This window comes from Streptomyces sp. N50 (assembly GCF_033335955.1).
Taxonomy (GTDB): Bacteria; Actinomycetota; Actinomycetes; order Streptomycetales; family Streptomycetaceae; genus Streptomyces.
Window position 1 is genome coordinate 8,031,445 of sequence record NZ_CP137549.1, and the last position, 24,922, is coordinate 8,056,366.

Consider the following 24,922-nt stretch of genomic DNA (forward strand, 5'->3'; position numbering starts at 1 on the left):
CGGAGTATGCGCAGCATCCGAGCCGCGGCCGTAGGCGCCGTCACCATGTCACTCGCCCTTGCGGCCACGGCCTGCGGAGGCGGTTCGTCCACGGGTGGGGGATCCAACGACTCGCCCAAGACGCTCACCTACTGGGCCTCCAACCAGGGCGCCAGCATCGCGATCGACAAGAAGGTCCTCCAGCCCGAACTCGACAAGTTCAAGAAGCAGACCGGCATCACGGTGAAGCTGGAGGTCGTGCCCTGGTCCGACCTGCTCAACCGGATCCTCACGGCGACGACTTCCGGCCAGGGCCCCGACGTCCTGAACATCGGCAACACCTGGAGTGCCTCGCTGCAGGCCACCGGCGCCTTCCTGCCGTGGAGCACGGCCAACTTCGCGAAGATCGGCGGCAAGGACCGCTTCGTCGACTCGGCGCTCGGCTCCACCGGCGCCACCGGCAAGGACCCGGCCGCCGTCCCGCTGTACTCGATGGCGTACGCGCTTTACTACAACAAGCAGATATTCGCCGACGCCAGTATCTCCCAACCGCCCGCCACCTGGGCCGAGTTGGTGGCCGACGGCAAGAAGATCCAGGCGAAGGGCAAGCAGGTGCTCGGCGCCGAGGGCGCCAACGTCTCCGAGAACATCCACCACGCCTTCGTCTTCGCCAAGCAGCACGGCGCGGACTTCTTCACCGCCGACGGCAAGGCCGACTTCACCAACGACGGTGTCGTGGCGGCGGTCAAGCAGTACGTCGACCTGATGGCCACGGACAAGGTCATCCCGGTCGGCAACGCCGAGTACGCGCAGAACCAGTCCGTCAGCGACTTCGCCAAGGGCAAGACGGCGATGCTGATGTGGCAGTCGGCGTCCGCCAACCTCAAGTCGCAGGGCATGAGCGACAGTTCGTACGGCATCGCCCCGATCCCCGTGCAGTCCGGCACCCCGGGCACCGGCGCGCAGACCAACTCGATGGTGGCCGGCATCAACCTCGCCGTCTTCAAGAACACGGACAACCTGGACGGTTCCACCAAGTTCGTGAAGTTCATGACGAGCGACGCCGAGCAGAAGATCCTCAACACGGCGTACAGCTCCATCCCGCCGGTGAAGACCGCGCAGGAGGACACCGCGTTCAACACCCCCGCGAACGCCGTCCTCAAGGACACCCTCGCCAAGAGCGCCGCCGCGCTCCCGCAGGTCGCCGACGAGTCCCAGTTCGAGACGGCGGTCGGCACGGCCGTCAAGGACCTGTTCGCCGACGCCGCCGCGGGACGCGCGGTGACGACCGCGTCGGTCAAGGCGGAGCTCGAAAAGGCTCAGCAGCAGATGCCGGCGAAGTGAGTGCGACTGTGACGAGCACTGTCACCCCGGAGGCCGCCGAGCGGAAGGACACTTCCGCCACGGCGGCCCCCGGGCCGCGCCGCCGCCGTACCGATCGGATCCGCCGGATCGGACTGCCGTATCTGCTGCTCCTGCCCGCCCTGATCCTCGAACTCCTGGTCCACCTGGTGCCGATGGTCATCGGCATCGTCATGAGCTTCAAGGAGCTCACCCAGTTCTACATCCGCGACTGGGGCACCGCTCCTTGGACCGGTTTCGGCAACTACAAGGTCTCGGTGGACTTCAGCGCCCCCGTCGGCAAGGCGCTGCTCCACTCCTTCTTCGTCACCGTCGTCTTCACCCTGCTGTCCGTCGCGTTCTGCTGGCTGCTCGGCACCGTCACCGCGATCTACATGCAGGACAACTTCCGCGGCCGGGGCCTCTTGAGAGCGCTCTTCCTCATCCCGTACGCGCTGCCGGTCTACGCGGCCGTCATCACCTGGGTCTTCATGTTCCAGCACGACAACGGCCTGGTGAACCACGTCCTGCACGACCAACTCCACATCACCAGCAAGCCGTCGTTCTGGCTGATCGGCGACAACAGCTTCTACGCGCTGCTGATCGTGCACGTGTGGAAGGGCTGGCCGTTCGCCTTCCTCATCGTCATGGCCGGTCTGCAGAACATCCCCAAGGAGCTGTACGAGGCCGCGTCGATCGACGGCGCCGGCCTGTTGCAGCAGATCCGCCGCATCACCTTGCCGTCGCTGCGCCCGGTCAACCAGGTGCTGGTCCTCGTCCTGTTCCTGTGGACGTTCAACGACTTCAACACGCCGTATGTCCTCTTCGGCAGGTCGGCACCCGAAGCCGCGGACCTCATCTCGGTGCACATCTACCAGGCCTCGTTCGTCACTTGGAACTTCGGCACCGGCTCGGCGATGTCGGTCCTGCTGCTCCTGTTCCTGCTCGTCGTCACCGGCGTGTACCTGGTGATCACCTCTCGCGGACGGAGGTCGGCCGATGTCTAGTTCCTCTTACTCCAGGTCGCCGATGGCCCCGCCCCGCTCCTTCATCTGGTCGCGGCGGATCTTCCTCACCCTGCTCGCCGGCTTCGTCCTGGTGCCGGTGTACGTCATGCTCTCCAGCTCCCTGAAACCGCTCTCGGACGTCACGGGCAAGTTCCGCTGGCTGCCGAGCGGTCTCACGATCCGCCCGTACATCGACATCTGGTCGACGGTCCCGCTCGCGAAGTACTTCATGAACTCGCTGATCGTGTCCGTCGCCGCCACGCTCTGCTCGGTGGTGATCGCGGTCTTCGCCGCGTACGCCGTCAGCCGCTACGAGTTCCGCGGCAAGCGCGTCTTCACGGTCACCGTCCTGTCCACGCAGATGTTCCCGGGCATCCTGTTCCTCCTCCCGCTGTTCCTCCTCTACGTCAACATCGGCAACGCCACGGGCATCGCCCTGTTCGGCTCGCGCGGCGGCCTGATCCTGACGTATCTCACCTTCTCGCTCCCGTTCTCCATCTGGATGCTGATCGGCTACTTCGACTCCGTGCCAAGGGACTTGGACGAGGCGGCGCTGGTCGACGGCTGCGGACCGCTCGGCGCACTGCTGCGTGTCGTCGTGCCGGCCGCGATCCCCGGCATCGTCGCGGTCGCCGTCTACGCCTTCATGACCGCGTGGGGAGAAGTCCTCTTCGCCTCCGTCATGACCAACGACTCGACCCGCACGCTCGCCGTCGGACTCCAGGGCTACTCCACGCTCAACGACGTGTACTGGAACCAGATCATGGCCGCCTCGCTGGTCGTCAGCGTGCCTGTGGTCGCCGGCTTCCTGCTGCTGCAGCGCTATCTCGTCGCCGGGCTGACGGCGGGCGCCGTCAAGTGACCGACCCGACCAACTCCGCTGACCGTAAAGGGACTTCAGTGACCATCGACTTCGCCGCACTCCCGCACGACTTCCTGTGGGGCACGGCCACCGCGGCGTACCAGATCGAGGGAGCCGTCGCCGAGGACGGACGCGCGCCGTCGATCTGGGACACCTTCTCGCACACTCCCGGAAAGATCGCGAACAACGACAACGGCGACGTCGCCTGCGACCACTACCACCGCTGGCGCGAGGACATCGGCCTGATGGGCCAACTCGGCGCCAACGCCTACCGGTTGTCGATCGCCTGGCCCCGCGTCATCCCCGGCGGCGACGGCCCGACGAACCCCAAGGGACTCGCGTTCTACGACGAGTTGGTGGACGGACTCCTGGAGGCGGGCATCACCCCCTCCGTCACCCTCTACCACTGGGACCTGCCCCAGGCCCTCCAGGACCGCGGCGGCTGGCCCGAACGCGCCACCGCCGAGCACTTCGCCGCGTACGCCTCGGTCATGGCCGAACGCCTCGGCGACCGCGTCACCCACTGGACGACCCTCAACGAGCCCTCCTGCTCGGCCTGGATCGGCCACCTCGAAGGCAAGATGGCCCCGGGTTGGACCGATCTGACGGCCGCCGTCCGCGCCTCCTACCACCTCCTGCTGGGCCACGGCCTCGCCGCCCAGGCGATCCGCGCCGCCGCCCCGAACGCCCAGGTCGGCATCGTCAACAACCTCTCCACGGTGTACCCCGCCAGCGACCGCGACGAGGACGTCCAGGCCGCCCGCCGACAGGACGGCCACGTCAACCGCTGGTGGCTCGACCCGACCCACGGCCGCGGCTTCCCGGCGGACATGGTCGAGACGTACGGCGTCGAACTCCCGGAACAGCCGGGCGACTTGGCGACCATCGCGGCCCCGCTCGACTGGCTCGGCCTGAACTACTACTTCCCGGCGACCGTCGCCGACGACCCCACCGGCCCCGCCCCCTATACCCGCGCCGTGCGCCGCCTCGGCGTCCCGCGCACCGGCATGGACTGGGAGATCGACGCGTCCGGCATCGAGACCCTGCTGCTGCGCCTCACCGAGGAGTACGACCCCCGCAGGATCTACGTCACCGAGAACGGTTCCTCGTTCCCCGACGTCGTCCGCCCCGACGGCACCGTCGACGACCCGGAGCGTCAGGACTACCTGGTCCAGCACCTCGCCGCCTGCGCCTCGGCGGCCCGCAAGGGCGCCCCGCTGGCCGGTTACTTCGCCTGGTCGCTGCTCGACAACTTCGAGTGGGCGTACGGCTACGAGAAGCGTTTTGGACTGGTCCACGTGGACTACGAGACCCAGGTCCGCACGATCAAGGGCTCCGGCCGCCGGTACGCGGACATCATCCGCGACCACCGCAGCCGGGCCCGGCGCGCGGCCTGACCAAGGCCGCTCCGGTGGGTGAGGGCGGGGGAGCCCGCACCCACCGGGGCACCACCATCCCCCTGCATGTCATGCGCACGACAGTCAGCTGCACGTCAGCACGACCGCCCCCCCCCAGAAGGAGATCCGCCCCTCAAGGAGACCCGCATGCCCGCACGCACCCTGCTCACGGCGCTCACCGCGCTGGCCCTGCTCTCCGCCACCCCGGCCCTCGCGGCCCCCGCCCCGCAGGCCGCGGCCGCCGCGACCTGGGACACCGACCGCGCGGCCGCCGCCTACGCCGCGAACCCGGCCGCCGTCACCGCCTCCGGCAGCGAGAACGCCGGCACCACCCCCGGCCTCGCCTTCGACGGCGACGGTGCGACCCGCTGGTCCAGCAACTTCGCCGACGACGCCTGGATCCGCCTCGACCTCGGCACCACCCTCCGCATCGACCGCGTCACCCTCGACTGGGAGGCGGCCTACGGCAAGAGATACGTCCTGGAGGTCTCCAGGAACGGCACCGACTGGACGCCCTTCTACACGGAGACGGCGGGCACCGGCGGCTCGGTCACCACGAGCACGTACCCCCAGGAGGTGACGGGCCGTTACATCCGCATGCGCGGCTTGGAACGGTCCACGCCCTACGGCTACTCGCTCTACTCCTTCAAGGTCTACGGCGGCGAACCGGCCCCCGCGTCCACGACCCGCACCAACCTCGCCCTGAACCACCCGGCGTACTCCAACTACTACCAGCACAACGGCGTTTCGCCGGCGTACGTCACCGACGGCGGCTGGCCCGCCAACCTCAAGGACGACGCGACCCGCTGGTCCAGCGACTGGAACGCCGACCGCTGGGTCTCGGTGGACCTGGGCGCGACCTCGACGATCGACACGGTCGACCTCTACTGGGAATCGGCGTACGCCGTCGACTACTTGCTCCAGGTCTCGGACGACAACAGCACCTGGCGCACGGTGTACGAACCGTCGGCCGCCGACATCGCCGCCCGCCAGGCCAACGTCCAGGCCCCCGCCGACGCGACCGGCCGCCACGACACCGTCACCCTGCCCCAGCCGGTCACCGGCCGCTACGTCCGCATGCTCGGCAAGGAACGCCGTTCCTTCTACAACCCGGCGCCCTACACGGCCCAATTCGGCTACTCCCTCTACGAGTTCCAGGTCTGGGGCACCGGCGGCAGCGCGGCGGCGGCCTACCCCGCACTCCCCGGCGACCAGTCGGGCACGTACCAGACGACGTTCTTCGACGACTTCACGTCGGCGGCCCTGGACCGCTCCAAGTGGCGGGTGGTGAGGACCGGCACGGAAATGGGCTCGGTCAACGGCGAGTCCCAGGCGTACGTCGACTCCACGGACAACGTCCGTACGCAGAAGGGTGAGTTGATCCTCGCCGCGAAGTACTGCAAGGGCTGCACGCAGGCGGGCGGCGGTACTTACGACTTCACGTCGGGCCGCATCGACACCAACACCCACGTCGACTTCAGCTACGGCAAGGTCAGCGCCCGCATGAAGCTGCCGGTGGGCGACGGGTTCTGGCCCGCCTTCTGGCTGCTCGGCAGCAACGTCGACGACCCGTCGGTCTCCTGGCCGGCCTCCGGCGAGACCGACATCATGGAGAACATCGGCTACCCGACCTGGACGAGCACGGCCCTGCACGGCCCCGGCTACTCCGCCGACGGCAACATCGGCGCCCGCCAGACGTACCCGAACGGCGGCACGGCCGACCAGTGGCACACGTACGCGGTCGAATGGACGCCGACCGGGATGCGCTTCTACGTCGACGACGCCCTCGTCCAGGAGACCACCCGCAACAAGCTCGAATCGACCCGCGGCCAGTGGGTCTACGACCACAACCAGTACGTCATCCTCAACCTCGCCCTGGGCGGCGCCTATCCGGCCGGCTGGAACCAGGCCACCGCGCCGTACTGGGGCCTGCCGCAGTCGAGCGTGGACAAGGTCGCCGCCGGGGGAGTGCAGGCGGAGGTGGACTGGGTGCGGGTGGAGCAGAAGAAGTAACAGCTGGGCCGGTCCGGAGCGCGGCACCGGACCGGCCCGTTCCGCCGTCCGGCAATCCGGTTGCCGCCCGTACGGCGCCCTGACACGCTCACGCGCATGCCGACCTTCGCAGCACCCGACGGAACCCGCCTCGCGTATCACGCATCGGGCGACGGCCCGCCCCTGATCTGCCTCCCCGGCGGACCGATGCGCGACTCGGCCTACCTCGGCACGCTCGGCGGCCTGACCGCGCACCGTCAGCTGATCCGGCTGGATCTACGGGGCACGGGCGCGTCGGACGCACCGGCGGACCCTGCGTCGTACCGCTGCGACCGTCTCGTGGGCGATGTCGAGGCGCTGCGTGAGGAGTTGGGGCTCGGCCGGCTGGAGCTGCTCGCCCACTCAGCCGGTGCGAACCTGGCCGCGCTGTACACGGCCCGTCACCCGGACCGCGTGGCCCGACTGACCCTGGTCACGCCCAGCGTCTACGCGGTCGGAGTTCAGATCACCGCCGAGGACCGCCTGGGGGTGGCACGACTGCGCGGGTCCGAACCGTGGTTCGGACCCGCGTTCGCCGCCCTGGAGAACATCACCGCCGGCCGCGCGACCCCCGACTCCTGGCAGGCCATCTCGCCCTTTGCGCACGCCCGTTGGGACGAGACGGCCCGCGCCTTCGACGAGGCCGACGCGAAGGGGACGAACGCGGAGGCCGCGGCCGCCTACGCCACCGAAGGCGCCTTCGCCCCGACCGACACCCGCGCGGCCCTGGCCGCGTTCACATCCCCGGTGCTCATCGTCGCCGGGGAGTTCGACATCTCCGCCCCGCCGCGCGCGATGGCGGAGTACGCGGGGCTGTTCCCGAATGGGGAGTTGGCGGTTCAGTTCGGCGCCGGACATATGCCGTGGCTGGACGACGCCGAGCGGTTCGGCGCGCTGGTCGAAGCCTTTCTGGGGTGAGCCAAACTCCCCTGGACGAGCCTGTTTTGCTTCGGACCGCGCGGCTGTGGAGAGTCCGAGTGGGCGGTGTGCTAGGCATGTGGCCATGCCGCTTCCGCATTTCGAGCTGACCAGTTCCCAGTACCGGATTCTGGCCGAAGCGTCGCTGCGACCACTGCCTGATCCCGCGAACGACGAGGCATCCCAACAGGAGTGGATCGTAAGGGAGTTGGAGCCGGAAGAGGCTCGGTCCGAGGTGCCGGAACTGGTCTTCCTCGGGCTCGTCGCGATGCAGGGCGGTACTTTGGCCCTGACTGCTCTGGGTTCGGCCGTGCACCACCGAGCCGGTCAAGAGGCCGCCGAGGAGCGACTGGCCGCCGTGGTCCGTCTCGCCGACGCGATGGAGGATGCGGCTCCTCGGTTGGCTCGTACGGTTCGACGGCTGGCACAGGGAACTATCTCGCTCGGAGAGGCGCTCGCCGAAGCGGCTGGTGGAGACTGAAAGGCGCTCGGACGTCAGACAGGGTCGGGCCCTGGGGCGAACAGCGTGCCTTCCTGGTGGTGCCGAGCCTTCCGCGATCCTGGCGGAACGGGAAGAATTCCGGCTGTGGTCAGATCGGCGACGGTCACCATGTCGTCGGCAAGAACGTCTGTGAGCAGTTCACTCTGCGCAGGTGCCAGATCGGTGAGACGGCGCAGGGCCGAGAGCAGCTCGATCAGTTCCGTCGTCCACTCCTGTGGCCAGTTCTCGACGTGGATGTCGTCCAGCGGGCTGGTCTTCTTGCTGGTGGGAGAGGCCTTGCGATAGCCGAACCACTTGTTCACGACGCCCATACCGCCGACGTCGTAACCCCAGACGGCCTCGGGCACCGGTGCGAAGGTGGCCCTGCCGACATACAGGGTCTGTGCCTCGGTGTCGTAGTGCATCTGGGCAGGCATGCCCCTACTGATGTGGGTCAGATACCTCACCTGCCGCTCGTCCCCAGGGGGGAACTCGACACTCCGAGGCCGTGCGGGTGACGGCGCGGCACCGCGCTCGCCGTACGTCGAGGCCCAGAGGACGGTGCGGCCGAGCGTGATCCCTCGCTCCCACAGTTCGCGTTCCCGGGTGAGGGGGACACGTACACCCGGGGTGAGTAGCTCTTCGGTGAAATGCTCCGTGAAAGCCCGGTGGCCGGCGACGGCGACCGCATACGCCGCGAGGTCCTGGACGGTGACACGCTCCACATCCAGAACACGGGCCAGATACGGCAGGAGCCGGGTGGGAGTGTTCGCGGAACCGTCCGGATGGAGGATCGGCAGGACCCGGCCGCCCCGGCCGTTGAAGTGGTGTGTGTCGGGGAGCAGATGAGTCGCCACCACAGCGGGCCCGGAGTCGATGGCGTGGGACGACTGCTGGTTGAGGAAGATCTGGCCCGACTGGAGTGAGGCCCACAGATCAGGCCGGGGGCGGTCGAGGACGCGACTGTCGGCTATCAGGTACTGACGATCGAAACTGCGCAGTCCGATGCGTATGAGTTCGGGTGTGGTGGCAGTCTCCTGGCCGATGGGGAGCGCGGAGAGGACATACCCGGGTAGAGGTTCCCTCTTGTCTCCCAATGTCCGGTCGCCTGTCTCCTTGAACAGCTTGGACTTTTCTGCAAGGTCGGTTTCCCGGACCATCCGCGCCCATCGGCGCCGTAGAGTCTCGGCAGAGGGGGAGCTGACCCAGGAGCGATTCGATGTCATCCCAAGGCTGCCCCAGGGAAACAGGTCGGTCAGTTCCGGGAACGCGTCCCAACCCGAGTGCGTGGCCGGCGTGAACGGGCGAGGGCTTTCCCCATGGGTGTCGCGCCAGCCCTCGTCGTCCAGGCGGACGTCCTTGATCTGACGGAACTTGTCGGCCCGTCGTCCTGTCACCTCTCGGTAGTGGACGAGGGCCTGATGTCCCGGTCCACGTACCGCGTCCGCCCTGCGTATGAAGATGTGGATCGCCAGGGGCTGGGCGACGCCTGGGAAGACCCGGTTAGGCACCGGGGCCCGCAGCCCCTCGGGCGACAGGTTGATGATCCATCCTTCGTCGCAGGTACGCCGTAGGTAGTCGCGCATACCGCGACCTCCGGGTCCGGTGGACCAACCCGACGGGGTGATCAGGCAGACCACGCCGTGCCGGTCCTCGGGGTGGGCGTCGAAGACCTTCCAGGTTGCCCACCGCCAGAAGTACACGTACATGTTCTTGAGCACGTGCTCATAACGCCCGTTGTCCGGGTAGCGGAAGGCGTCGAGAAGCGGCGGTTCCTGGCCGGCCGGGCGTTTTTCCACCCAGCCGCCGCGGTCTTCCGCCTTGTCGTCGTAGGGAGGGTTGGTGACCACGGCGGTCACGGGGGTGCGCGCCTTGATGCGATTGGCCCGTCGGCGGGAGTCGGCTAGGGCATCGTAGGTGGAGGCCAGGTACTCCTCCTCCACGAAGGGGTTGTCCAGTGTGTCCGTGACGAAGAAGCTCAGGCCGTTCTGGGGAAGTGGTGCCCCGTACCGCTTGAGCAGGTCGGACGCGCGGAGTTCGGCGACCGCGAAGGGGCCCATCTGGAGTTCGAACCCGAACAGTCTGGTGGCGAGCCTGGAGATGGCGTCGCGGGCCATCGCAGGCCCATGACGCAGAGTCGCCTGCTCGGCGACTCGCTCGATGACGGTGTGGAGGAAGGTACCGGTACCCATGGCGGGATCAATGATCTTCACCTCGTCCGCGCCGAATCCGTCCTCCTGGCCGAGACGGGTGCGCACGACGTCCTCGGTGAGGCGGACCATCTCCTCCACGATCTCGTGAGGCGTGTAGTACGAACCGCTCTGCTGGCGCAGCGCCGGGTCGTAGACCGTGAGGAAGTGCTCGTAGAGGTGGAGGTACGCATCCCGGTTTCCCGCTCGAATGACCTCCCAGTCCACCTTCGCGATACTGCGGGTCAATAAGTCGAGTGTGACAGTGAAGCGTTCGTTGATGTTGTCCGTGAGCAGTTGGAGTGCTTTGCCGATGAGGGCGTGGTCGGCGTCAAGGCGACGGCCGATCTCGTGGAAGGAGTTGGGCTCCAGCGGGATGTGTTCCGTGTGGGCCAGCAGGAGGGCGAAGGTGATGCTTTGGGCGTATCCGTCGGCGAACGTGGCGTCGTCAGCAGTTGGGAAGAGCAGTCGCCGCCAGTCGTTCCTGAGGCCGGTGAACGGGCGGGCTCGTACGTCGTCATCGGGCGCCGAAGACCTTGCCTCGAAGCTGAGTTGCTCCAGAACGGTGGCACGCAGCAATCGGCACAGCGGTGCGATGTGCTGTACGAGGCGCGAGACCTGCGCGATCCGTGGAGGGCTCCAACGCAGGAATTGTTTCAACAGGGCGTCGAACGCGGTGGGGTTGTCGAGAGCGAGCCGCTCGCCCGCGCTGTTGAGCGCGCCTCGGAAAAAGACGGTGTCCCCGACCTGCTCGCCGTGGCGGAACAATCGCCACTCGGTCCCGTTCGAGTAGAGGAGGTTGGGCAGATCCCGGAGCTTCTCCCACTGCTCGCGGTTGTGCCGCGAAAACGTCTCCGGGTCCACGGACAGCCCGGGCTTCTTCAGCTCGATGTAGCCCGTGATGTCATTGTTCGCGCGCACCGCGTAGTCAGGACGTACCCCCAGGTCGGGGAGACGGAATTCGTCATGCCAGGTCACATCGTGGAACTGGTGACGCTCGCCCACGGTCTTCAGCAACACCTCAAGTGGTGCGCGTATGGCCGACTCCTGGCCGCCTCCGCCGGACAGTTTCCGTTGGCACTCCCGACCGAAATCCGCCACGGCGTTGTGTAACCAGCCGTACTCGTCATCAGGCATGTTCCCCCCGAATGAGAATCGCCCCGGTCGACTGGATCCGGGGCATGCCACATGCAAGTCGATGCGCCAAATACGCTGTGCCTGACTGATCGTGACGGACCGTATCCATTGTGTCCATCCCCCGGACCGAGAGTTCGCCGCCCGGGCGCGTTCACATGCCGGACGGGTATCGTCGTCCGTTCGAATACCGTGGGTTGGGAGACGCCGGATCGCGGCCCGTCTGCGGCTGCCGACGGTATATCGGCCCGGCTCATCGTCTACGCCTGCGGAACCTGATCCGTCTACCCGACGCGGCAGGCGTCGAGTAGACGATCCGACGGCAGGGCCCCCGTGTCAGCAGTCCCTGAACTCCGGTGATTGATTCAGCACTTGGGACCGTACTGACGTGAACCGCGCATAGGTCTCCCCGTCCCGGGCCGTCGGCCGGAACGCCGCCACCCGATGGCAGTTCTGGAAGGCCAGGGCCACCCCGAAGTGGCGTTCCAGGCTGCCCCGGATCGCGTCGCTGGCCAGCGCCCGCAGCAGCTGGCCGCGTTCCTGTTCGGACGGGGGCGGGGTCTGGTTGTCGGTGAACTCGGCCGTGCCGTCGCGGAGTTCGGTGGCGAGGCCGGCGATGAGGTCGTAGGCGTACGGGAGGGACGTGCGGACCGTGTCCACGAAGTCCGCCTCGCGGATGTCGCCGTGTTCGGCTTCGGCGAGGAGTTTCGGGGAGACGTCGAGAGACATGAAGAGGGGTGTCCTGTCTGGTAGTTGGGGATGGGGGCGGGCCGGTCTCAGGGCTGTTTCAGGGCTGTGGCGTCGGGCCAGGTACGTACTCCGGGTCGACCTGGGCCGCGAGGTCCAGGCCCGTTGCCCGGTCCGCCCACGCGGTGGCGTTGCGGAGGTGGAAGTCGACGGCGTGGCGGTGCAGGGCCTGCCAGTCCCTGGGGTGGGCGTCGACGGCCTCGCGGAGGACGGTCAGGGCGTGGCGGTTGTGTGACTCCAGGGCGTTCAAGTCGCCCTGTCCGTGGCCCTGTTCGGCTGCGCGTACCCACGGTGAGTGGACGAGGTGGGTCAAGAGGTCGTCCCCCACCTCCTCCTTGAGGAAGAGCAGGTCGTCCTCGCCGGTGACCTTGTTGCCGATCACGGCGAGGCGGATGCCGAACTCCCGTGCGTGGTCGCGGTACTGGCGGTACACGGAGACGCCCTTGCGGGTGGGTTCGGCCACCAGGAACGTCAGGTCGAAGCGGGTGAACAGGCCGGAGGCGAAGGCGTCGGCGCCGGCCGTCATGTCGACGATCGCGTACTCGCCGGGGCCGTCGACGAGATGGTTCAAGTACAGCTCCACCGCGCCGAGTTTGGAGTGGTAGCAGGCCACCCCGAGATCGCTCTCCTCGAACTCGCCCGTCGCCATCAGCGGTACGTCACCCGCACGGACCACATGCCGGGCGTGCACCTCGTCGTCGCCGAGCAGCCGCAGAAGGCGTGAGCCGCGTCCCGGTGGGGTGGTCTTGATCATCGCCTCGGGGGAGGCGATGCGGGGGTTGGTGCCGCGCAGGTAGTTCTTGAGCTCGGTCAGGTGGGCGGCCAGGGGCGGGGCGGTGACCGGTTCGGTGCCGGGGGACGTGTCGGGGGACAGGGCCTCGGCCAGGTGCTGGTTGATGTCGCCGTCGATGGCGAGCACGGGGGCGCCGGCGTGGGTCAGGTGGCGGGCGAAGAGGGCCGACAGCGTGGTCTTTCCGCTGCCGCCCTTGCCGACGAACGCGACGCGCACTACCGGTCCGCCGCGATCGCGGTTTTGAAAATGAATGTCATGTGGCTAGGTTTTAGGGGGTGGCCGCGAGGCTGTCAAATCCAGTGGATCAAGGGCGATCCAGGAACGGTCCAAGGGTGATCAAGGCCTAGGAGTCTTAATGCATATGATGTGCAAGTGCTTGACTATTGCATCAGGGCGGCAGGCCCGGACGATATCGACGGTGCGCGTGCCGTGATGCTCGACACCGTCTACCGCGACTTCCACACCGGCTACGTGCCCCGCTGGCACGGCGACATCATCGACCCGGCGGCCGCCTATCTCGCCCCGGCCCGCCACACCCTCCTCGTGGCACTCGATCCCGCCGACGGCGCGGTCGTGGCGACCGCCGCCCTCGACTCCCGTGGACCGGTCCACCCGCCGAACCCGCGTGAGCTCGCCGAGCGCTACCCCTCCGGCGACACCGCGCAAGTGCGCCGCGTCTACGTCCGCCCCGCGCACCGCCGCCGCGGTCTCGCCCGGCACCTCGTCGCCGACCTCCTCGCGTTCGCCGCGGCCGACGGCGGCTACCGCGCCGTGTATCTGCACACCGATCCCGCCGTACCCGGGGCCGAGGCCTTCTGGCGGTCGCTCGGGAAGGTCGTGCACGACGAGCGCGACGACCCGGGCGGCGGGCAGGGGATCGTGCACTTCGAACTGGCGATGGAGCGATAGACGCGATGCGATTCCGACGAACCAGTACAAGACGAACCAGTGCAAGTTGCCGTACGCGTACGCGTATTGGACCGGTCCGACGGCCCCGGCTCCTTCTCGGCCTTGCCCTCGTGCCGCTGCTCACCAGCTGCTTCGCCTCCGCCGGTGAGGAAAGCGGGGACGCGACCCGTGAGTCCGGTTCCCGGCTGCGTGTCGCCCTCGCGTTCCCGCCCGCCGAGAACCTCTCCCCGTACGGCGCCGACGCCACCATCCTCAGCCGCCTCGGTGTCACCGAAGGGCTGACCTCGCTGGACGCCAACGGCTCCGCCGCCCCCGCGCTGGCCCGGTCCTGGCACCGCGATGGCGACCGCAGCTGGCTGTTCACGCTCCGCGAGGCGACCTTCCAGGACGGCACCGAGGTCACCCCGGCCCGCGTGGCCGCCGCCCTTGGCCATGCCGCCGAGGCGAAGCCCGCCCCCGCCGCGCTCTCCGGTGTCACCCTCACCGCCGAGTCGGCGGGCGGAGACCGCCTGCGCATCACGACCAACTCCCCCGACCCCGTACTGCCGTTGAGGCTGGCCGGGCCCGCGCTCGCCGTGCTCTCCCCGAAGGCGTACGAGGAGAAGGGTCGCGTCGACCCGGTCGGCACCGCCACCGGTCCCTTCGAGCTGACGAAGGTCACCGGCTCCACGGCGGCCACCCTCGACCGCTTCGACGACTACTGGGGCGGCCTCGCCCAGGCCTCCGGAATCGACGCACGGTTCATCGCGGACGGCACCGCCCGCACCAACGCGCTGCGCACCGGGCAGGTCGACGTCGCCGAGGCGATACCCGTCGCCCAGGCCGCCACCCTCGACGCGGACACCCGCCGCGAGACCGCCACCACCCGCACCACGAGCCTCCAACTCAACACCAGGACAGGCCCGTTCAAGGACCCGGAGCTCCGCGCCGCAGCCCGCGAGGCCGTCGACACCTCCGCACTCGCCAAGGGCGTCTACGAAGGTCACGCCGACGCCGGCAAGGGCATCTACGGCCCCGCCGTCACCTGGGCGGCGGGCAAGCGTGAACAACCGGCCGGGCGGGCCGGGCCCGTCTCACCCGGCGGGCGGACCATCACCCTCGCGACGTACGACAACCGACCCGAACTCCCCGAAGCCGCCCAGGTGTTGAAGCAGCAGCTCGAAAAGGCCGGATTCAAGGTCGAGTTGGAGGTGCGCGAGTACTCCCGGATCGAGAGCGACGCGCTGGCGGGGAAGTTCGACGCGTTCGTCGTCGCCCGCAACACCCTGGTGGACACGGGCGATCCGGTGGCGGTACTCGCCAGCGACTACACCTGCGAGGGCGGCTACAACCTCGCCCTGCTGTGCGACAAGGACGTCGACCGGGCCGTGGCGAAGGCCGAGGGCACCGCCGACACCTCCGCACGACAGAGCGCCGCGATGACGGCCGAGGCCGAGATCCTCGGCACCGACGCCGTCGTACCGCTCGTGCACCAACGGGTCGTCACCGGCGTCGGCACCTCGGTGCGGGGCCTCCTCCTCGACCCGTACGAGCGCACCCTCGTCGGCCTCGGAACCCGGCGCTGAACCATGCCGCACCGCACGGCCACGCTGCTGTGGCGCGCCTTCCTCGCGGCTGCCCTGGTGTGCGCGGTGGGCCTGCTGCCCTGGCTCTCCCGCACCGACCCGGCCCTCACCGTCCTCAAGGCCCGCTCGGCGGAACGAGACCCCGACCCGCAGGCCCTCGCCGCCATCCGCACCCAACTCGGCCTCGACGACGGCCCGTTGCGACTTCTCGGCGAGTGGCTCCACGGCCTGCCGCGCGGAGACGCCGGCCGGTCATGGATCTCCGGCGCCGAAGTCATGCCCGGTGTCCTCCAAGCCCTGGGCGCTTCCCTGCTGTTGATGGGGGCGGCGGCTGTAGTGGCCGTTGTCACGGTCGGGTTGGTGTGCGCGCGGACCCTGCGGCGGGGCGGGCGTGCGGTGGAGCGCCCCGGTGGCACCGGCTCCGCCGCACTCGCCGCGCTGCCCGAGTTCCTCACCGCGTCCGTGCTCGCCACCGTCGTCGGAGTGCAACTCGGGTGGTTGCCCGCGCTGGGGTGGTACGGGCCGCGGTGGGTGGTGTTGCCGGCGCTCGCGCTGGGGTTGCCCGCCGGAGCCGTGCTCGGGCGGTTGCTCGATGACCTGTTGCCGGGGGCGTTCGGCGAGCCGTGGGTACGGGCCGCTGCCGCGCGGGGGCTGTCCGGGCGGCGTATCGCCCGGCAGGCCGTGCGGCGGTGTCTGCCCGGGCTGTTGCCCAACACGGGTTTGTTCGTGGTCGGGTTGACCGGTGGAGCCGTCGCCGTCGAGCAGATCTTCGACATCCCGGGACTCGGGCGCACCACTCTCCAGGCCGCCCTCGCCCAGGACTTGCCCGTGCTGCAGGCCGGCACCCTCGCCCTGCTCCTGCTCGCCGCCCTCGCCGCCGGACTCACCCGCCTGACGGCACGCCTCCTCATCGGCCCCGCACTACGCGCCGACGCCCTCCCGTCCCTCCACGGGCCCAGCGCCTCAACTACCCGACGAGCCCTGCCCGTTGTCTACGGCGCCCTCCTCCTCGGTGTCGTCGCGCTCGGTCTGCCCCGGGATCCCCTCGCCCTCGACACCGGGCTGCGTCTCCAACACCCCAGCTGGGCCCACCCGTTCGGCACGGACGCGCTCGGCCGGGATCTCCTCGCGCGGGTCGCCCACGGTGCCGTCGACACCCTGCTGCTGGCCCTCGCGATCAGTGCCGTCGCGCTCGGCACCGGCGTACTGCTCGGGTTGTTGCCCCGGCTGTCCGGGCCGCTCGTCGACACGGTGAACGCCGTACCGCCGGTCCTGGCCGCGCTGTTGGTCACCGCCGCCGCGGGAAGTGGGGCGGCGACCCCCGCGCTCGCTGTGGCCGCCCTCGCCTGGACGCCCCTCGCAGCGCACACCTCCGCACTGCTGCTCCAGGAACGCGCCACCCTGCACGTGACCGCCACCCGGGGCCTGGGGGCGGGCCGTTGGTACATCCTGCGCCACTCACTCCTGCCCGCCGTCCTGCCACCCGTCACCCGGCACGCCCTGCTCCGCCTGCCCGGTGTCGCCCTCGCCCTCGCCTCGCTCGGCTTCCTCGGCCTCGGCGCGCAACCGCCCTCCCCGGAGTGGGGCCTGCTCCTCGCCGAGAACCAGCCCTACGCCGAACGCGCCCCCTGGGCCGTCCTCGCCCCCGCCGCCGTACTCGCCCTGCTCGGCGCGCTGGCGGTCACGGCCGCCGGGAGTATGCGGGGAGCCGCCGTAGAAAGGGAGTTGGCCGCCCGGTGACCTCCGTGGCCCTCGTGCGTACCCCGCTCTCACCGCTGCTTCGGCTGCTGATCCTCACTCAACTCGCCTTCAACATCGGCTTCTTCGCCGTGCTGCCGTTCCTCGCCGAGCACCTGGCGGACGCGATCGGCATGGCGGGCTGGCTCGTCGGTCTCGTGCTGGGGCTGCGGACCTTCAGTCAGCAGGGGCTGTTCGTGGTCGGCGGGGCCCTCGCCGACCGGTACGGCGTCCGGCTCGTGGTGCTCGCGGGATGCGTGCTGCGGATCGCCGGGTTCGGCTGGCTCGGGTATGCGGAGGAGACCTGGAGCGTCGTCGGGGCCGTACTGCTCATCGGGTTCGCCGCCGCGCTGTTCTCGCCGGCGGTGGAGTCGGAGGTGGCTCGGCAGGCGGTCGGGTGGGAGGAGTCGGGCGGGGGATCCCGGACGCGGGTGCTCGCGCTGTTCACCGTCGCTGGTCAAGTCGGGGCGTTCGTAGGGCCGTTGCTCGGTGCGTTGCTGCTCGCCGTGGATTTCCGGGTGGCTTGTCTCGCCGGGGCCGGGGTCTTCGTGCTCGTTCTCGCGGGGCATGCCTGGTTGCTGCCGCAGCACATTCCTGGGCGGGTGCGAGTGAGGGGGAAGGGTGGCCTGCGGGCCTTGATGGGCAACCGGCCCTTTCTGGCGCTGTGTTGTGCCTACGGCGCCTATCTCCTCGCCTACAACCAGCTCTATCTCGCACTCCCCGAGGAGGTGGAGCGCGCGGCGGGTTCGCAGGCGCCGCTGGCCTGGCTGTTCGCGCTGTCCTCGCTGCTCGTGGTGACGGCGCAGTTGCCCGTCACCCGTTGGGCGGGGGAGCGGCTCGATCCGCGTCGGTCCATGGCGGCAGGGTTGTCGCTGATCGCCGTAGGGTTCACGGCCGTCGCCGTGGCCCGGCCCTCCGAACTAACCGGTACCGCGGGGCTGTTGCCCGCGGCCGGCTTCGTCGTCCTGCTCACCCTCGGCCAGATGCTCATCGCCCCCGTCGCCCGCGCCTGGGTTCCCGACCTCGCCGAACCCGGACGCCTCGGCCTCTACACCGGCGCGCTGTCCTCCGTCTCGGGGTTGATCGTCCTCCTCGGCAGCGCGGGCACCGGCACCCTCCTCGACACGGGGTTGCCCCCGGCCGTGCCGTGGCTGGTGCTGGCCGCCGTACCGGTCGCGGCGATCGGCTTGCTGCCACGCCGGTCACGCCCACCACGCCGGAGATGAGCCGCAAGACCGCCGCACCTCTCAGGCCCCCGGCGCTTGGACCGTTCCCGTAGCGCCGACGCTCAGAGTCCGTGCGTTTGGACCGTTTCCGTAGCGCCGGCGCTCAGAGTCCGTGCGTTTGGACCGTTCCCGTAGCACCCGCCCCCAGAGTCCGCGCGTTTGGACCGTTCCCGCAGCACCCGCCCCCAGAGTCCCCACGCTTGGACCGTTCCCGTACAGCCCGCCCGCAGAATCCCCGCCCCTGGACCGTTCCAGCAGCGCCGTATCCCGGTAAATCAACGCATGCCCGCAGGAGTCACCCCACCCGCGCTGAACGTCCCACGCGCCACCGCCGTACCAAGCCATGAACCAGATATGAGCTGCCCCCTAAACCGCCATCGACGGCAACGGCGGCAGCGGTGCGTGGGAGGATCCGTCACCATGAGCGCATCCCCGGCGGTACGGAGCCTGCGCGCCGCGGTGTTCGCCGCGGTGTGTGTGCTGCTGGCTGCCGCCGGGCACGGGCTCGCCACCGGTGCCACGCCTCCGTTGTGGGCGGACGGTGCCGGGTTCCTCGTCGTGTTCGTCATGGGGTGGCTGCTCGGCGGGCGGGAACGGTCCCTGCCCGGCATCGGTGCCGCCATGCTCGCCACGCAGGCCGGGCTCCACCTCGGGTTCGATGTCGCGCGGCCGCGGACCGGTATGGCGATGGCCGGTATGGCGCACATGTCCGGGCACGCGATGGCACCCATGCGGCAGACGCAGGCGATGACCCCGCACGCCGTGGCCGCCCACATCGTCGCCGCGCTCGTCGCTGCCTGGTGGCTGCGGCGCGGGGAGGCCGCGCTGTGGTCGTTGCTGCGCTGGGCCGTCGCCTTCGTACCGGGCCTCGTCGCCTGGTGGCGGGAGGCTCCCGCACCCCAGCCCGCCCGCACCACCCGCCGCCCCGGACGTACCGCCGCCGACGCGGCCCCCCTGCGCCAACTCCTCCTGCGGCACGCGGTCAGCCGCAGAGGACCACCGGACCCGATCCCGTACCCGGTCTGACCACCCAACTTCCTTTTCCCGTACGGAGATCACCTCACCATGTCCGCACACCGCACCACCCTGCGCCGCGCAGGCACCGTCGCCGCGCTCGCCACCGCCGGAGTCCTGGCCGCCGCCGGGGTCGCCTCCGCGCACGTCACCGTCCACCCGGAGAGTTACGCCAAGGGTGCGACGGACGGTGTCCTCACCTTCCGCGTCCCCAACGAGGAGGACAAGGCGAGCACCACCAAGGTCCAGGTCTATCTGCCCACCGACCACCCCGTCCTCGGCGTGCTGGTCACCCCGCAGAACGGCTGGACCGCGAAGGTCACCACCAGCAAGCTCAAGACGCCGGTGAAGACCGACGACGGCACCATCACCGACGCCGTCTCCCAGATCACCTGGACCGGCGGGAAGATCGCGGCCGGACAGTACGAGGACTTCAACGTCGCCTTCGGTCAACTGCCCGACGACACCGACCAGTTGGCGTTCAAGACGCTCCAGACCTACTCGGACGGCGATGTCGTGCGCTGGATCGAGGAGGCCGCGGCGGGCGACGACGAGCCGGAGAACCCGGCGCCCGTCCTCAAGCTCACCGCCAAGGAGAGCGAGGACGGTGACGAGACCCCGGCCGCCTCGACCACGGCGGCGGCCACCTCCACGAAGTCCACCACCGCCTCCTCGTCGAGCAGCGACTCGACCGCCCGCGGGCTCGGCATCGCCGGGCTGATCGTCGGCGTACTCGGCCTCGCGGCGGGCGCCTTCGCGATCGTGCGCAGCCGGACCCCGCGGTCGTAGAACCGGAGTCGAAGAACCGAAGTCGTAGAACAGAGGTCGTAGGACTGGCGTCGTAGTACGCCGAAGGGGCCCGGATCATCAGTGATCCGGGCCCCTTCGGCGCAACCGTCCCTACTGCGAGACCAGTTCCAGCAGCTTCTCCTCCACCGGAACCTCCTCGACGAGGGAGGTGCGCGAGGTGCGCCAGAGCCACAGGATGTCGCGGCCGAAGGACCACACGAGCGTGCCGAGCGCGAGGGCCACCACGCCCATGTTGGCCGCGTACGGCAGCAGGTTCGCGCCCGCGAGGAGCAGCAGGATGCCCTGGGTGGCGGCGACCGTCTTGCGGGCGGTGCTCGGCGGCAGCGGGGCGTTGAGCCACAGCCAGACGCGGGCCGCGGCGACGAAGCCGTAGCGCATGGCGCCGATCAGCAGGACCCACGGGCCGAGTTGGGTGGAGACGTAGACGCTGAGGACCAGGATGAGGAACGCGTCGACCTCCATGTCGAAGCGCGCCCCCAGCGCGGTGGAGGTGCCCGTGCGCCGGGCGACCTTGCCGTCGACGCCGTCCAGGATCAGGGCCACCGCCGTCAGGCCGACGAACAGCGTGACCGGCGGCGAGCTCTCGAAGGAGTCCGCGACCAGCGCGGTCACCCCGCCGACCAGGATGGCCCGGCCGAGGGTGACCCGGTTGGCCGGGCCGAAGGAACGCGTCCGGGTCCGGTGCAGCGCCTTGGAGAGCACGGCCCAGGTGGCGATCGCGAATGCCAGGCCGGTCAGCCAGCCGGCCGGCCCCATTCCGATCGCCGTGCCGAGCAACGCCAGCAACAGGATCTGAACGCCCGCTCCCACAGCGGTCTCCTGCTGGACCAGCCTTGCTTCGTATGTGTTGTTCAGGGCCACCGCACACCCTCCGGCCGTATGACAGAGTCGATCAACGCCGCGTACTGTGCGCGGCCTGTGGTTACCCGTACGTGAACAGCTTCCCGATCGTTCAGGAGGATTCCGATGAAGCGCACCGCGAGGGCGTTTTGGATCGGTCCACCGGGTCACGGCGAGATACGTGACGTCGTTCTGCCGGACCCCGCCGAGGACGAGGTGGTGGTCCGCTCCCTGTGGTCGGGCGTGAGCCGCGGCACCGAGACCCTGGTCTTCCGCGGGGGCGTCCCCGAGAGCCAGCACGCGACCATGCGTGGACCGTTCCAAGAGGGCGACTTCCCAGGTCCGGTGAAGTACGGCTACCTCAACGTCGGGGTGGTCGAGGAGGGCCCGGCCGCGCTGCTCGGCCGTACCGTCTTCTGTCTCTATCCGCATCAGACGCGCTACGTCGTCCCCGCGAGCGCCGTCACACCCGTGCCGGAGTCCGTGCCCGCCGGGCGGGCCGTTCTCGCCGGGACCGTGGAGACCGCCGTCAACGCGCTGTGGGACGCGGCGCCGCTGGTCGGTGACCGGATCGCGGTGGTCGGGGGCGGGATGGTCGGCTGCTCGGTGGCCGCGCTGCTGGGCCGTTTCCCGGGCGTGCGCGTGCAGTTGGTGGACGCCGACCCGGCGCGCGCGAAGATCGCCGAGGCGCTGGGAGTCGGCTTCGCGCTGCCTGCGGACGCGCTCGGCGACTGCGATCTCGTCGTCCACGCCAGCGCCACCGAACAGGGGCTCACCCGCGCACTGGAACTCCTCACGCCCGAGGGCACCGTCCTCGAACTGAGCTGGTACGGCGACCGGAAAGTGAGCCTCCCGCTCGGTGAGGCGTTCCATTCGCGCCGCCTGGTCATCCGTAGCAGCCAGGTCGGGACCGTGTCCCCGGCCCGTTCCAATCGCAGCTACGCCGACCGGCTCGCCCTCGCCCTCGACCTGCTCGCGGACCCGGCGCTGGACGCCCTGGTCACCGGAGAGAGCGACTTCGAGGAGTTGCCCCAGCTGCTGCCCAGGCTCGCCTCGGGGGAGATCCCGGCGCTGTGCCACCGGGTGCGTTACACCGACATCGGCTGAGAACTGTTCAATTCCGTACGAGCAAGAGCGTCTGACCTGAGAAAAGAGTGAGAGTCGGCTGAACAGGGGGAGGCGTGGAGCCGTACTACACGGCATCCCCCGGCAGGGATCAGCCGGGGGACCAGACGCGCCGCACCTGGAGGGTCGTCCGTTGTTCAGCATCACCGTTCGCGATCACATCATGATCGCCCACAGCTTCCACGGCGAAGTGTTCGGGCCCGCCCAGCGGTTGCACGGAGCCACGTTCCTGGTGGACGCCACCTTCCGGCGCGAGCAGCTGGACGACGACAACATCGTCGTCGACATCGGACTGGCCACCCAGGAACTGGGCGCCGTCGTCAGCGAGTTGAACTACAGAAACCTCGACAACGAGCCCGACTTCGCCGGGGTCAACACCTCGACGGAGTTCCTCGCGAAGGTCATCGCCGACCGGCTCGCCGAGCGGATCCAGAAGGGCGCGCTCGGCGAGGGCGCCCGCGGCCTCACCGGACTCCAGGTCACCCTGCACGAGTCGCACGTCGCCTGGGCGAGTTACGAGCGTGCCCTGTGAGCGACGTGACCATCGACCGCGCCCCCTCGCTGGGATTCCTGCCCGCACAGCGCGCGGCCTCCCGGAATGCCGAGATCATCCCCATGTCCCTGCGCACCGTGCACTTCGTGATGCCGGGCGGTGTCGACGACCCGGCCACGCCGAGCGGCGGCAACGCCTACGACCGCCGCGTCAGCCTGGACCTGCCCGGCTTCGGCTGGCAGGTCCACAAGCACGCCGTGGACGGCGGGTGGCCCCGGCCCGGCGCGGACGCCCGTGCCGAACTCGCCCGGGTGCTGAGCGAGTTGCCGGACGGTGCCGCCGTCCTCATGGACGGGATCGTGGCCTGCGGAGTCCCCGAGATCGTCGTCCCGGAGGCCGACCGGCTGAGCCTGGCCGTCCTGGTCCACCTCCCGCTCGGCGACGAGACCGGCCTGGAGGCCGCCGTCGCCGCGGAGCTGGACGCCAAGGAGCGCACGGTCCTGCGGGCGGTGTCCGCGGTGATCGGCACCAGCGACTGGGCGGTCCGCCGTCTCGTCTCGCACCACGGCCTGGCCCCCGACCGGGTCCATGTCGCCACCCCCGGCGCCGACATCGCCCCCCTCGCCTCCGGCACCGACGGCGTCTCCCGCCTCCTGTGCGTGGCCACGCTGACCCCGCGCAAGGGCCAGCACCGGCTGATCGAGGCCCTCGCCGCCGCGGCCGACCTGCCGTGGACCTGCGTCTGCGTCGGAGGCTTCGGCAACGACCCGGAGTACGTCGACCATCTGCGCGGCCTCATCGAGCGCCACGGCCTCCAGGACCGGCTGCACCTCGCCGGCCCGCGGGCCGGCGCCGAACTCGACGCCACCTACGCCTCCGCCGACCTCATGGTCCTGATGTCGTACGCCGAGACGTACGGCATGGCCGTCACCGAGGCCCTCGCGCGCGGAATTCCCGTGCTGGCCACGGACGTCGGCGGCCTCCCCGAGGCGGTCGGCCGCGCCCCCGACGGCGGGGTGCCCGGCATCCTCGTCCCGCCGGAGGATCCCGCGGCCCTCGCCGCCGAACTGCGCGGCTGGTTCGGCGAGGCCGACGTACGCCGGCGGCTCAAGGCGGCGGCCCGGGGCCGGCGCGCGGCCCTCGACGGGTGGGCCACCACGGCCCGCAGTCTGGCCGGCGTCCTCACCCGGCTCCCCAGCGAACCCCGGAGGGCGGCATGAGGAAGACGGCCACCACGACACAGGCTGGACGGATCCCGGCGCAGCCGGGGCCCAGGGGCGTACCGCTGGGCATGCTGGTCGCCCCGGTGCAGCCCGAGGCGAACGACGCGACGGCTGACCAGCCGGGGCCGGAGGACGTGATGGCTGGGACCGTTCCAATGGACGCCGAGGAGCAGACGGGGCCCGGTTCCGTGATCCCCGGCGCCGGACCCGCCGGCCGCCCCGGCGAGCGGGCCACCGTACGGCTGCGGGACGTCGGACCCGACGACCCGCCGCGCTACGCGCCCGAGTGGCTGGAGCTGCGGGAGGGTGCCGACGCCGTGGCGCGGGCGCCCGAACTGCTCGACCCGCTGCGCATCCGGCTGGCCAACCTGCCCGGCCGCTCCGGGGTCGTCATCCACGACCTGGGCTGCGGCACCGGCTCGATGGGACGGTGGCTCGCGCCCCGCCTGGACGGTGCCCAGCACTGGATCCTGCACGACCGTGATCCCTACCTTCTGCACTTCGCCGCCGTGGCTTCCCCTCGCGCCGCCGCCGACGGCAGCCGCGTCACGGTCGAGACCCGGCGCGGTGACGTGGCCCGGCTGACCCCGGACGCGCTGGTCGGTGCCTCGCTGGTGACGGCCTCCGCGCTGCTGGACGTCCTCACCCGCGAGGAGGTCGACGCCCTCGTCGCCGCCTGTGTCGGCGCCGGCTGCCCGGCGCTGCTCACGCTGTCGGTGGCGGGCAAGGTCGAACTCACCCCGTCCGACCCGATGGACGCGGAGATCGCGGACGCGTTCAACGCCCACCAGCGGCGCGACGGCCTCCTCGGCCCGGACGCCGTCACCGTCACCTGCGAGGCCTTCGCCGCACACGGCGCCACGGTCCGCGTCCACCCGAGCGCCTGGCGGCTCGGACCCGACGAGGCCGCGCTCACCGCCGAGTGGCTGCGCGGCTGGATCGGTGCGGCCGTCGAGGAACGCCCCGAGCTGAAGGAGCGTGCCGACCAGTATCTGGAACGGCGCCTCGCGGCTTGCGCGGCAGGGGAGTTGAGTGTGCTCGTCCACCACAGCGACCTGCTGGCACTGGCCCGGCCGACGGGGGGCACGTCATGAGCGTCGA

21 protein-coding genes are annotated in these 24,922 nt (G+C 70.0%); 17 read left to right on the plus strand and 4 right to left on the minus strand.

From position 1 onward, the window contains the following. Window positions 1-6: 6 nt before the first annotated feature. The 7 genes from R2B38_RS35715 to R2B38_RS35745 all read left to right on the plus strand — a co-directional run bounded on the left by R2B38_RS35715 (window position 7) and on the right by R2B38_RS35745 (window position 8,016). Entirely contained in the window at window positions 7-1,323 is a 1,317-nt protein-coding gene (locus R2B38_RS35715; RefSeq protein WP_318019942.1) for a sugar ABC transporter substrate-binding protein, read from the plus strand. A gap of 8 nt (window positions 1,324-1,331) precedes the next feature. Further along, window positions 1,332-2,327, plus strand: coding sequence for a sugar ABC transporter permease (locus R2B38_RS35720; RefSeq protein WP_318019943.1), 996 nt, complete (start codon window positions 1,332-1,334; stop codon window positions 2,325-2,327). Window positions 2,328-2,349: 22 nt separating this feature from the next. Next, the gene (locus tag R2B38_RS35725) at window positions 2,350-3,189 is read left to right on the plus strand and encodes a carbohydrate ABC transporter permease (protein ID WP_019059057.1); all 840 of its coding nucleotides are present in this window, start codon (window positions 2,350-2,352) and stop codon (window positions 3,187-3,189) included. A 38-nt stretch (window positions 3,190-3,227) separates the two neighbouring features. Further along, window positions 3,228-4,586, plus strand: coding sequence for a GH1 family beta-glucosidase (locus R2B38_RS35730; protein ID WP_318019944.1), 1,359 nt, complete (start codon window positions 3,228-3,230; stop codon window positions 4,584-4,586). Between the two features lie 147 nt (window positions 4,587-4,733). Further along, window positions 4,734-6,599 (plus strand): discoidin domain-containing protein, encoded by a 1,866-nt coding sequence (locus R2B38_RS35735; RefSeq protein ID WP_318019945.1) that lies wholly within the window; start codon window positions 4,734-4,736, stop codon window positions 6,597-6,599. 96 nt (window positions 6,600-6,695) lie between these two features. Beyond that, a complete protein-coding gene (locus R2B38_RS35740) occupies window positions 6,696-7,535 on the plus strand; it encodes an alpha/beta hydrolase (RefSeq protein WP_318019946.1) in 840 nt (279 codons plus the stop codon). A gap of 85 nt (window positions 7,536-7,620) precedes the next feature. Next, on the plus strand, window positions 7,621-8,016 hold the full coding sequence (locus R2B38_RS35745) for a hypothetical protein (protein ID WP_318019947.1): 396 nt from the start codon (window positions 7,621-7,623) through the stop codon (window positions 8,014-8,016). Window positions 8,017-8,030: 14 nt separating this feature from the next. On the opposite strand, the gene R2B38_RS35750 is transcribed toward R2B38_RS35745, so the two are convergent. The 3 genes from R2B38_RS35750 to R2B38_RS35760 all read right to left on the minus strand — a co-directional run bounded on the left by R2B38_RS35750 (window position 8,031) and on the right by R2B38_RS35760 (window position 13,095). Then, on the minus strand, window positions 8,031-11,342 hold the full coding sequence (locus tag R2B38_RS35750) for a type ISP restriction/modification enzyme (protein WP_318019948.1): 3,312 nt from the start codon (window positions 11,340-11,342) through the stop codon (window positions 8,031-8,033). A gap of 333 nt (window positions 11,343-11,675) precedes the next feature. Then, entirely contained in the window at window positions 11,676-12,068 is a 393-nt protein-coding gene (locus R2B38_RS35755) for an SCO5389 family protein (RefSeq protein WP_318019949.1), read from the minus strand. A gap of 58 nt (window positions 12,069-12,126) precedes the next feature. Continuing rightward, window positions 12,127-13,095, minus strand: a complete 969-nt coding sequence (locus R2B38_RS35760; RefSeq protein WP_318019950.1) for an ATP-binding protein — start codon at window positions 13,093-13,095, stop codon at window positions 12,127-12,129. Window positions 13,096-13,251: 156 nt separating this feature from the next. Between R2B38_RS35760 and R2B38_RS35765 the strand changes: the two genes are divergently transcribed. The 6 genes from R2B38_RS35765 to R2B38_RS35790 all read left to right on the plus strand — a co-directional run bounded on the left by R2B38_RS35765 (window position 13,252) and on the right by R2B38_RS35790 (window position 20,119). Next, window positions 13,252-13,788, plus strand: a complete 537-nt coding sequence (locus R2B38_RS35765; protein WP_318019951.1) for a GNAT family N-acetyltransferase — start codon at window positions 13,252-13,254, stop codon at window positions 13,786-13,788. Window positions 13,789-13,793: 5 nt separating this feature from the next. Then, window positions 13,794-15,353: an ABC transporter substrate-binding protein gene (locus R2B38_RS35770; protein ID WP_411978522.1), complete on the plus strand. Its 1,560-nt coding sequence runs from the start codon at window positions 13,794-13,796 to the stop codon at window positions 15,351-15,353. Window positions 15,354-15,356: 3 nt separating this feature from the next. Beyond that, entirely contained in the window at window positions 15,357-17,093 is a 1,737-nt protein-coding gene (locus R2B38_RS35775; RefSeq protein WP_318019952.1) for an ABC transporter permease subunit, read from the plus strand. Next, window positions 17,090-18,316 carry an MFS transporter gene (locus tag R2B38_RS35780; RefSeq protein ID WP_318019953.1) on the plus strand — a complete coding sequence of 409 codons (1,227 nt, stop codon included), beginning with the start codon at window positions 17,090-17,092 and terminating at the stop codon, window positions 18,314-18,316. Before R2B38_RS35775 ends, R2B38_RS35780 begins: the two co-directional genes overlap by 4 nt. Window positions 18,317-18,736: 420 nt before the next feature. Continuing rightward, window positions 18,737-19,342, plus strand: coding sequence for a hypothetical protein (locus R2B38_RS35785; protein ID WP_318019954.1), 606 nt, complete (start codon window positions 18,737-18,739; stop codon window positions 19,340-19,342). A gap of 39 nt (window positions 19,343-19,381) precedes the next feature. Continuing rightward, window positions 19,382-20,119 carry a YcnI family protein gene (locus R2B38_RS35790; RefSeq protein WP_033285814.1) on the plus strand — a complete coding sequence of 246 codons (738 nt, stop codon included), beginning with the start codon at window positions 19,382-19,384 and terminating at the stop codon, window positions 20,117-20,119. 111 nt (window positions 20,120-20,230) lie between these two features. On the opposite strand, the gene R2B38_RS35795 is transcribed toward R2B38_RS35790, so the two are convergent. Next, the gene (locus tag R2B38_RS35795; RefSeq protein ID WP_033285813.1) at window positions 20,231-21,001 is read right to left on the minus strand and encodes a CDP-alcohol phosphatidyltransferase family protein; all 771 of its coding nucleotides are present in this window, start codon (window positions 20,999-21,001) and stop codon (window positions 20,231-20,233) included. A 105-nt stretch (window positions 21,002-21,106) separates the two neighbouring features. Between R2B38_RS35795 and R2B38_RS35800 the strand changes: the two genes are divergently transcribed. The 4 genes from R2B38_RS35800 to R2B38_RS35815 all read left to right on the plus strand — a co-directional run bounded on the left by R2B38_RS35800 (window position 21,107) and on the right by R2B38_RS35815 (window position 24,915). Next, window positions 21,107-22,087: a zinc-binding alcohol dehydrogenase gene (locus R2B38_RS35800; RefSeq protein ID WP_318019955.1), complete on the plus strand. Its 981-nt coding sequence runs from the start codon at window positions 21,107-21,109 to the stop codon at window positions 22,085-22,087. 151 nt (window positions 22,088-22,238) lie between these two features. Further along, window positions 22,239-22,637: a 6-pyruvoyl trahydropterin synthase family protein gene (locus R2B38_RS35805; RefSeq protein WP_033285811.1), complete on the plus strand. Its 399-nt coding sequence runs from the start codon at window positions 22,239-22,241 to the stop codon at window positions 22,635-22,637. Next, window positions 22,634-23,818 (plus strand): glycosyltransferase family 4 protein, encoded by a 1,185-nt coding sequence (locus R2B38_RS35810; RefSeq protein ID WP_318019956.1) that lies wholly within the window; start codon window positions 22,634-22,636, stop codon window positions 23,816-23,818. The genes R2B38_RS35805 and R2B38_RS35810 overlap by 4 nt, the downstream gene beginning before the upstream one ends. Next, window positions 23,815-24,915, plus strand: a complete 1,101-nt coding sequence (locus R2B38_RS35815; RefSeq protein ID WP_318019957.1) for a trans-aconitate methyltransferase — start codon at window positions 23,815-23,817, stop codon at window positions 24,913-24,915. Before R2B38_RS35810 ends, R2B38_RS35815 begins: the two co-directional genes overlap by 4 nt. Window positions 24,916-24,922 lie beyond the last annotated feature (7 nt).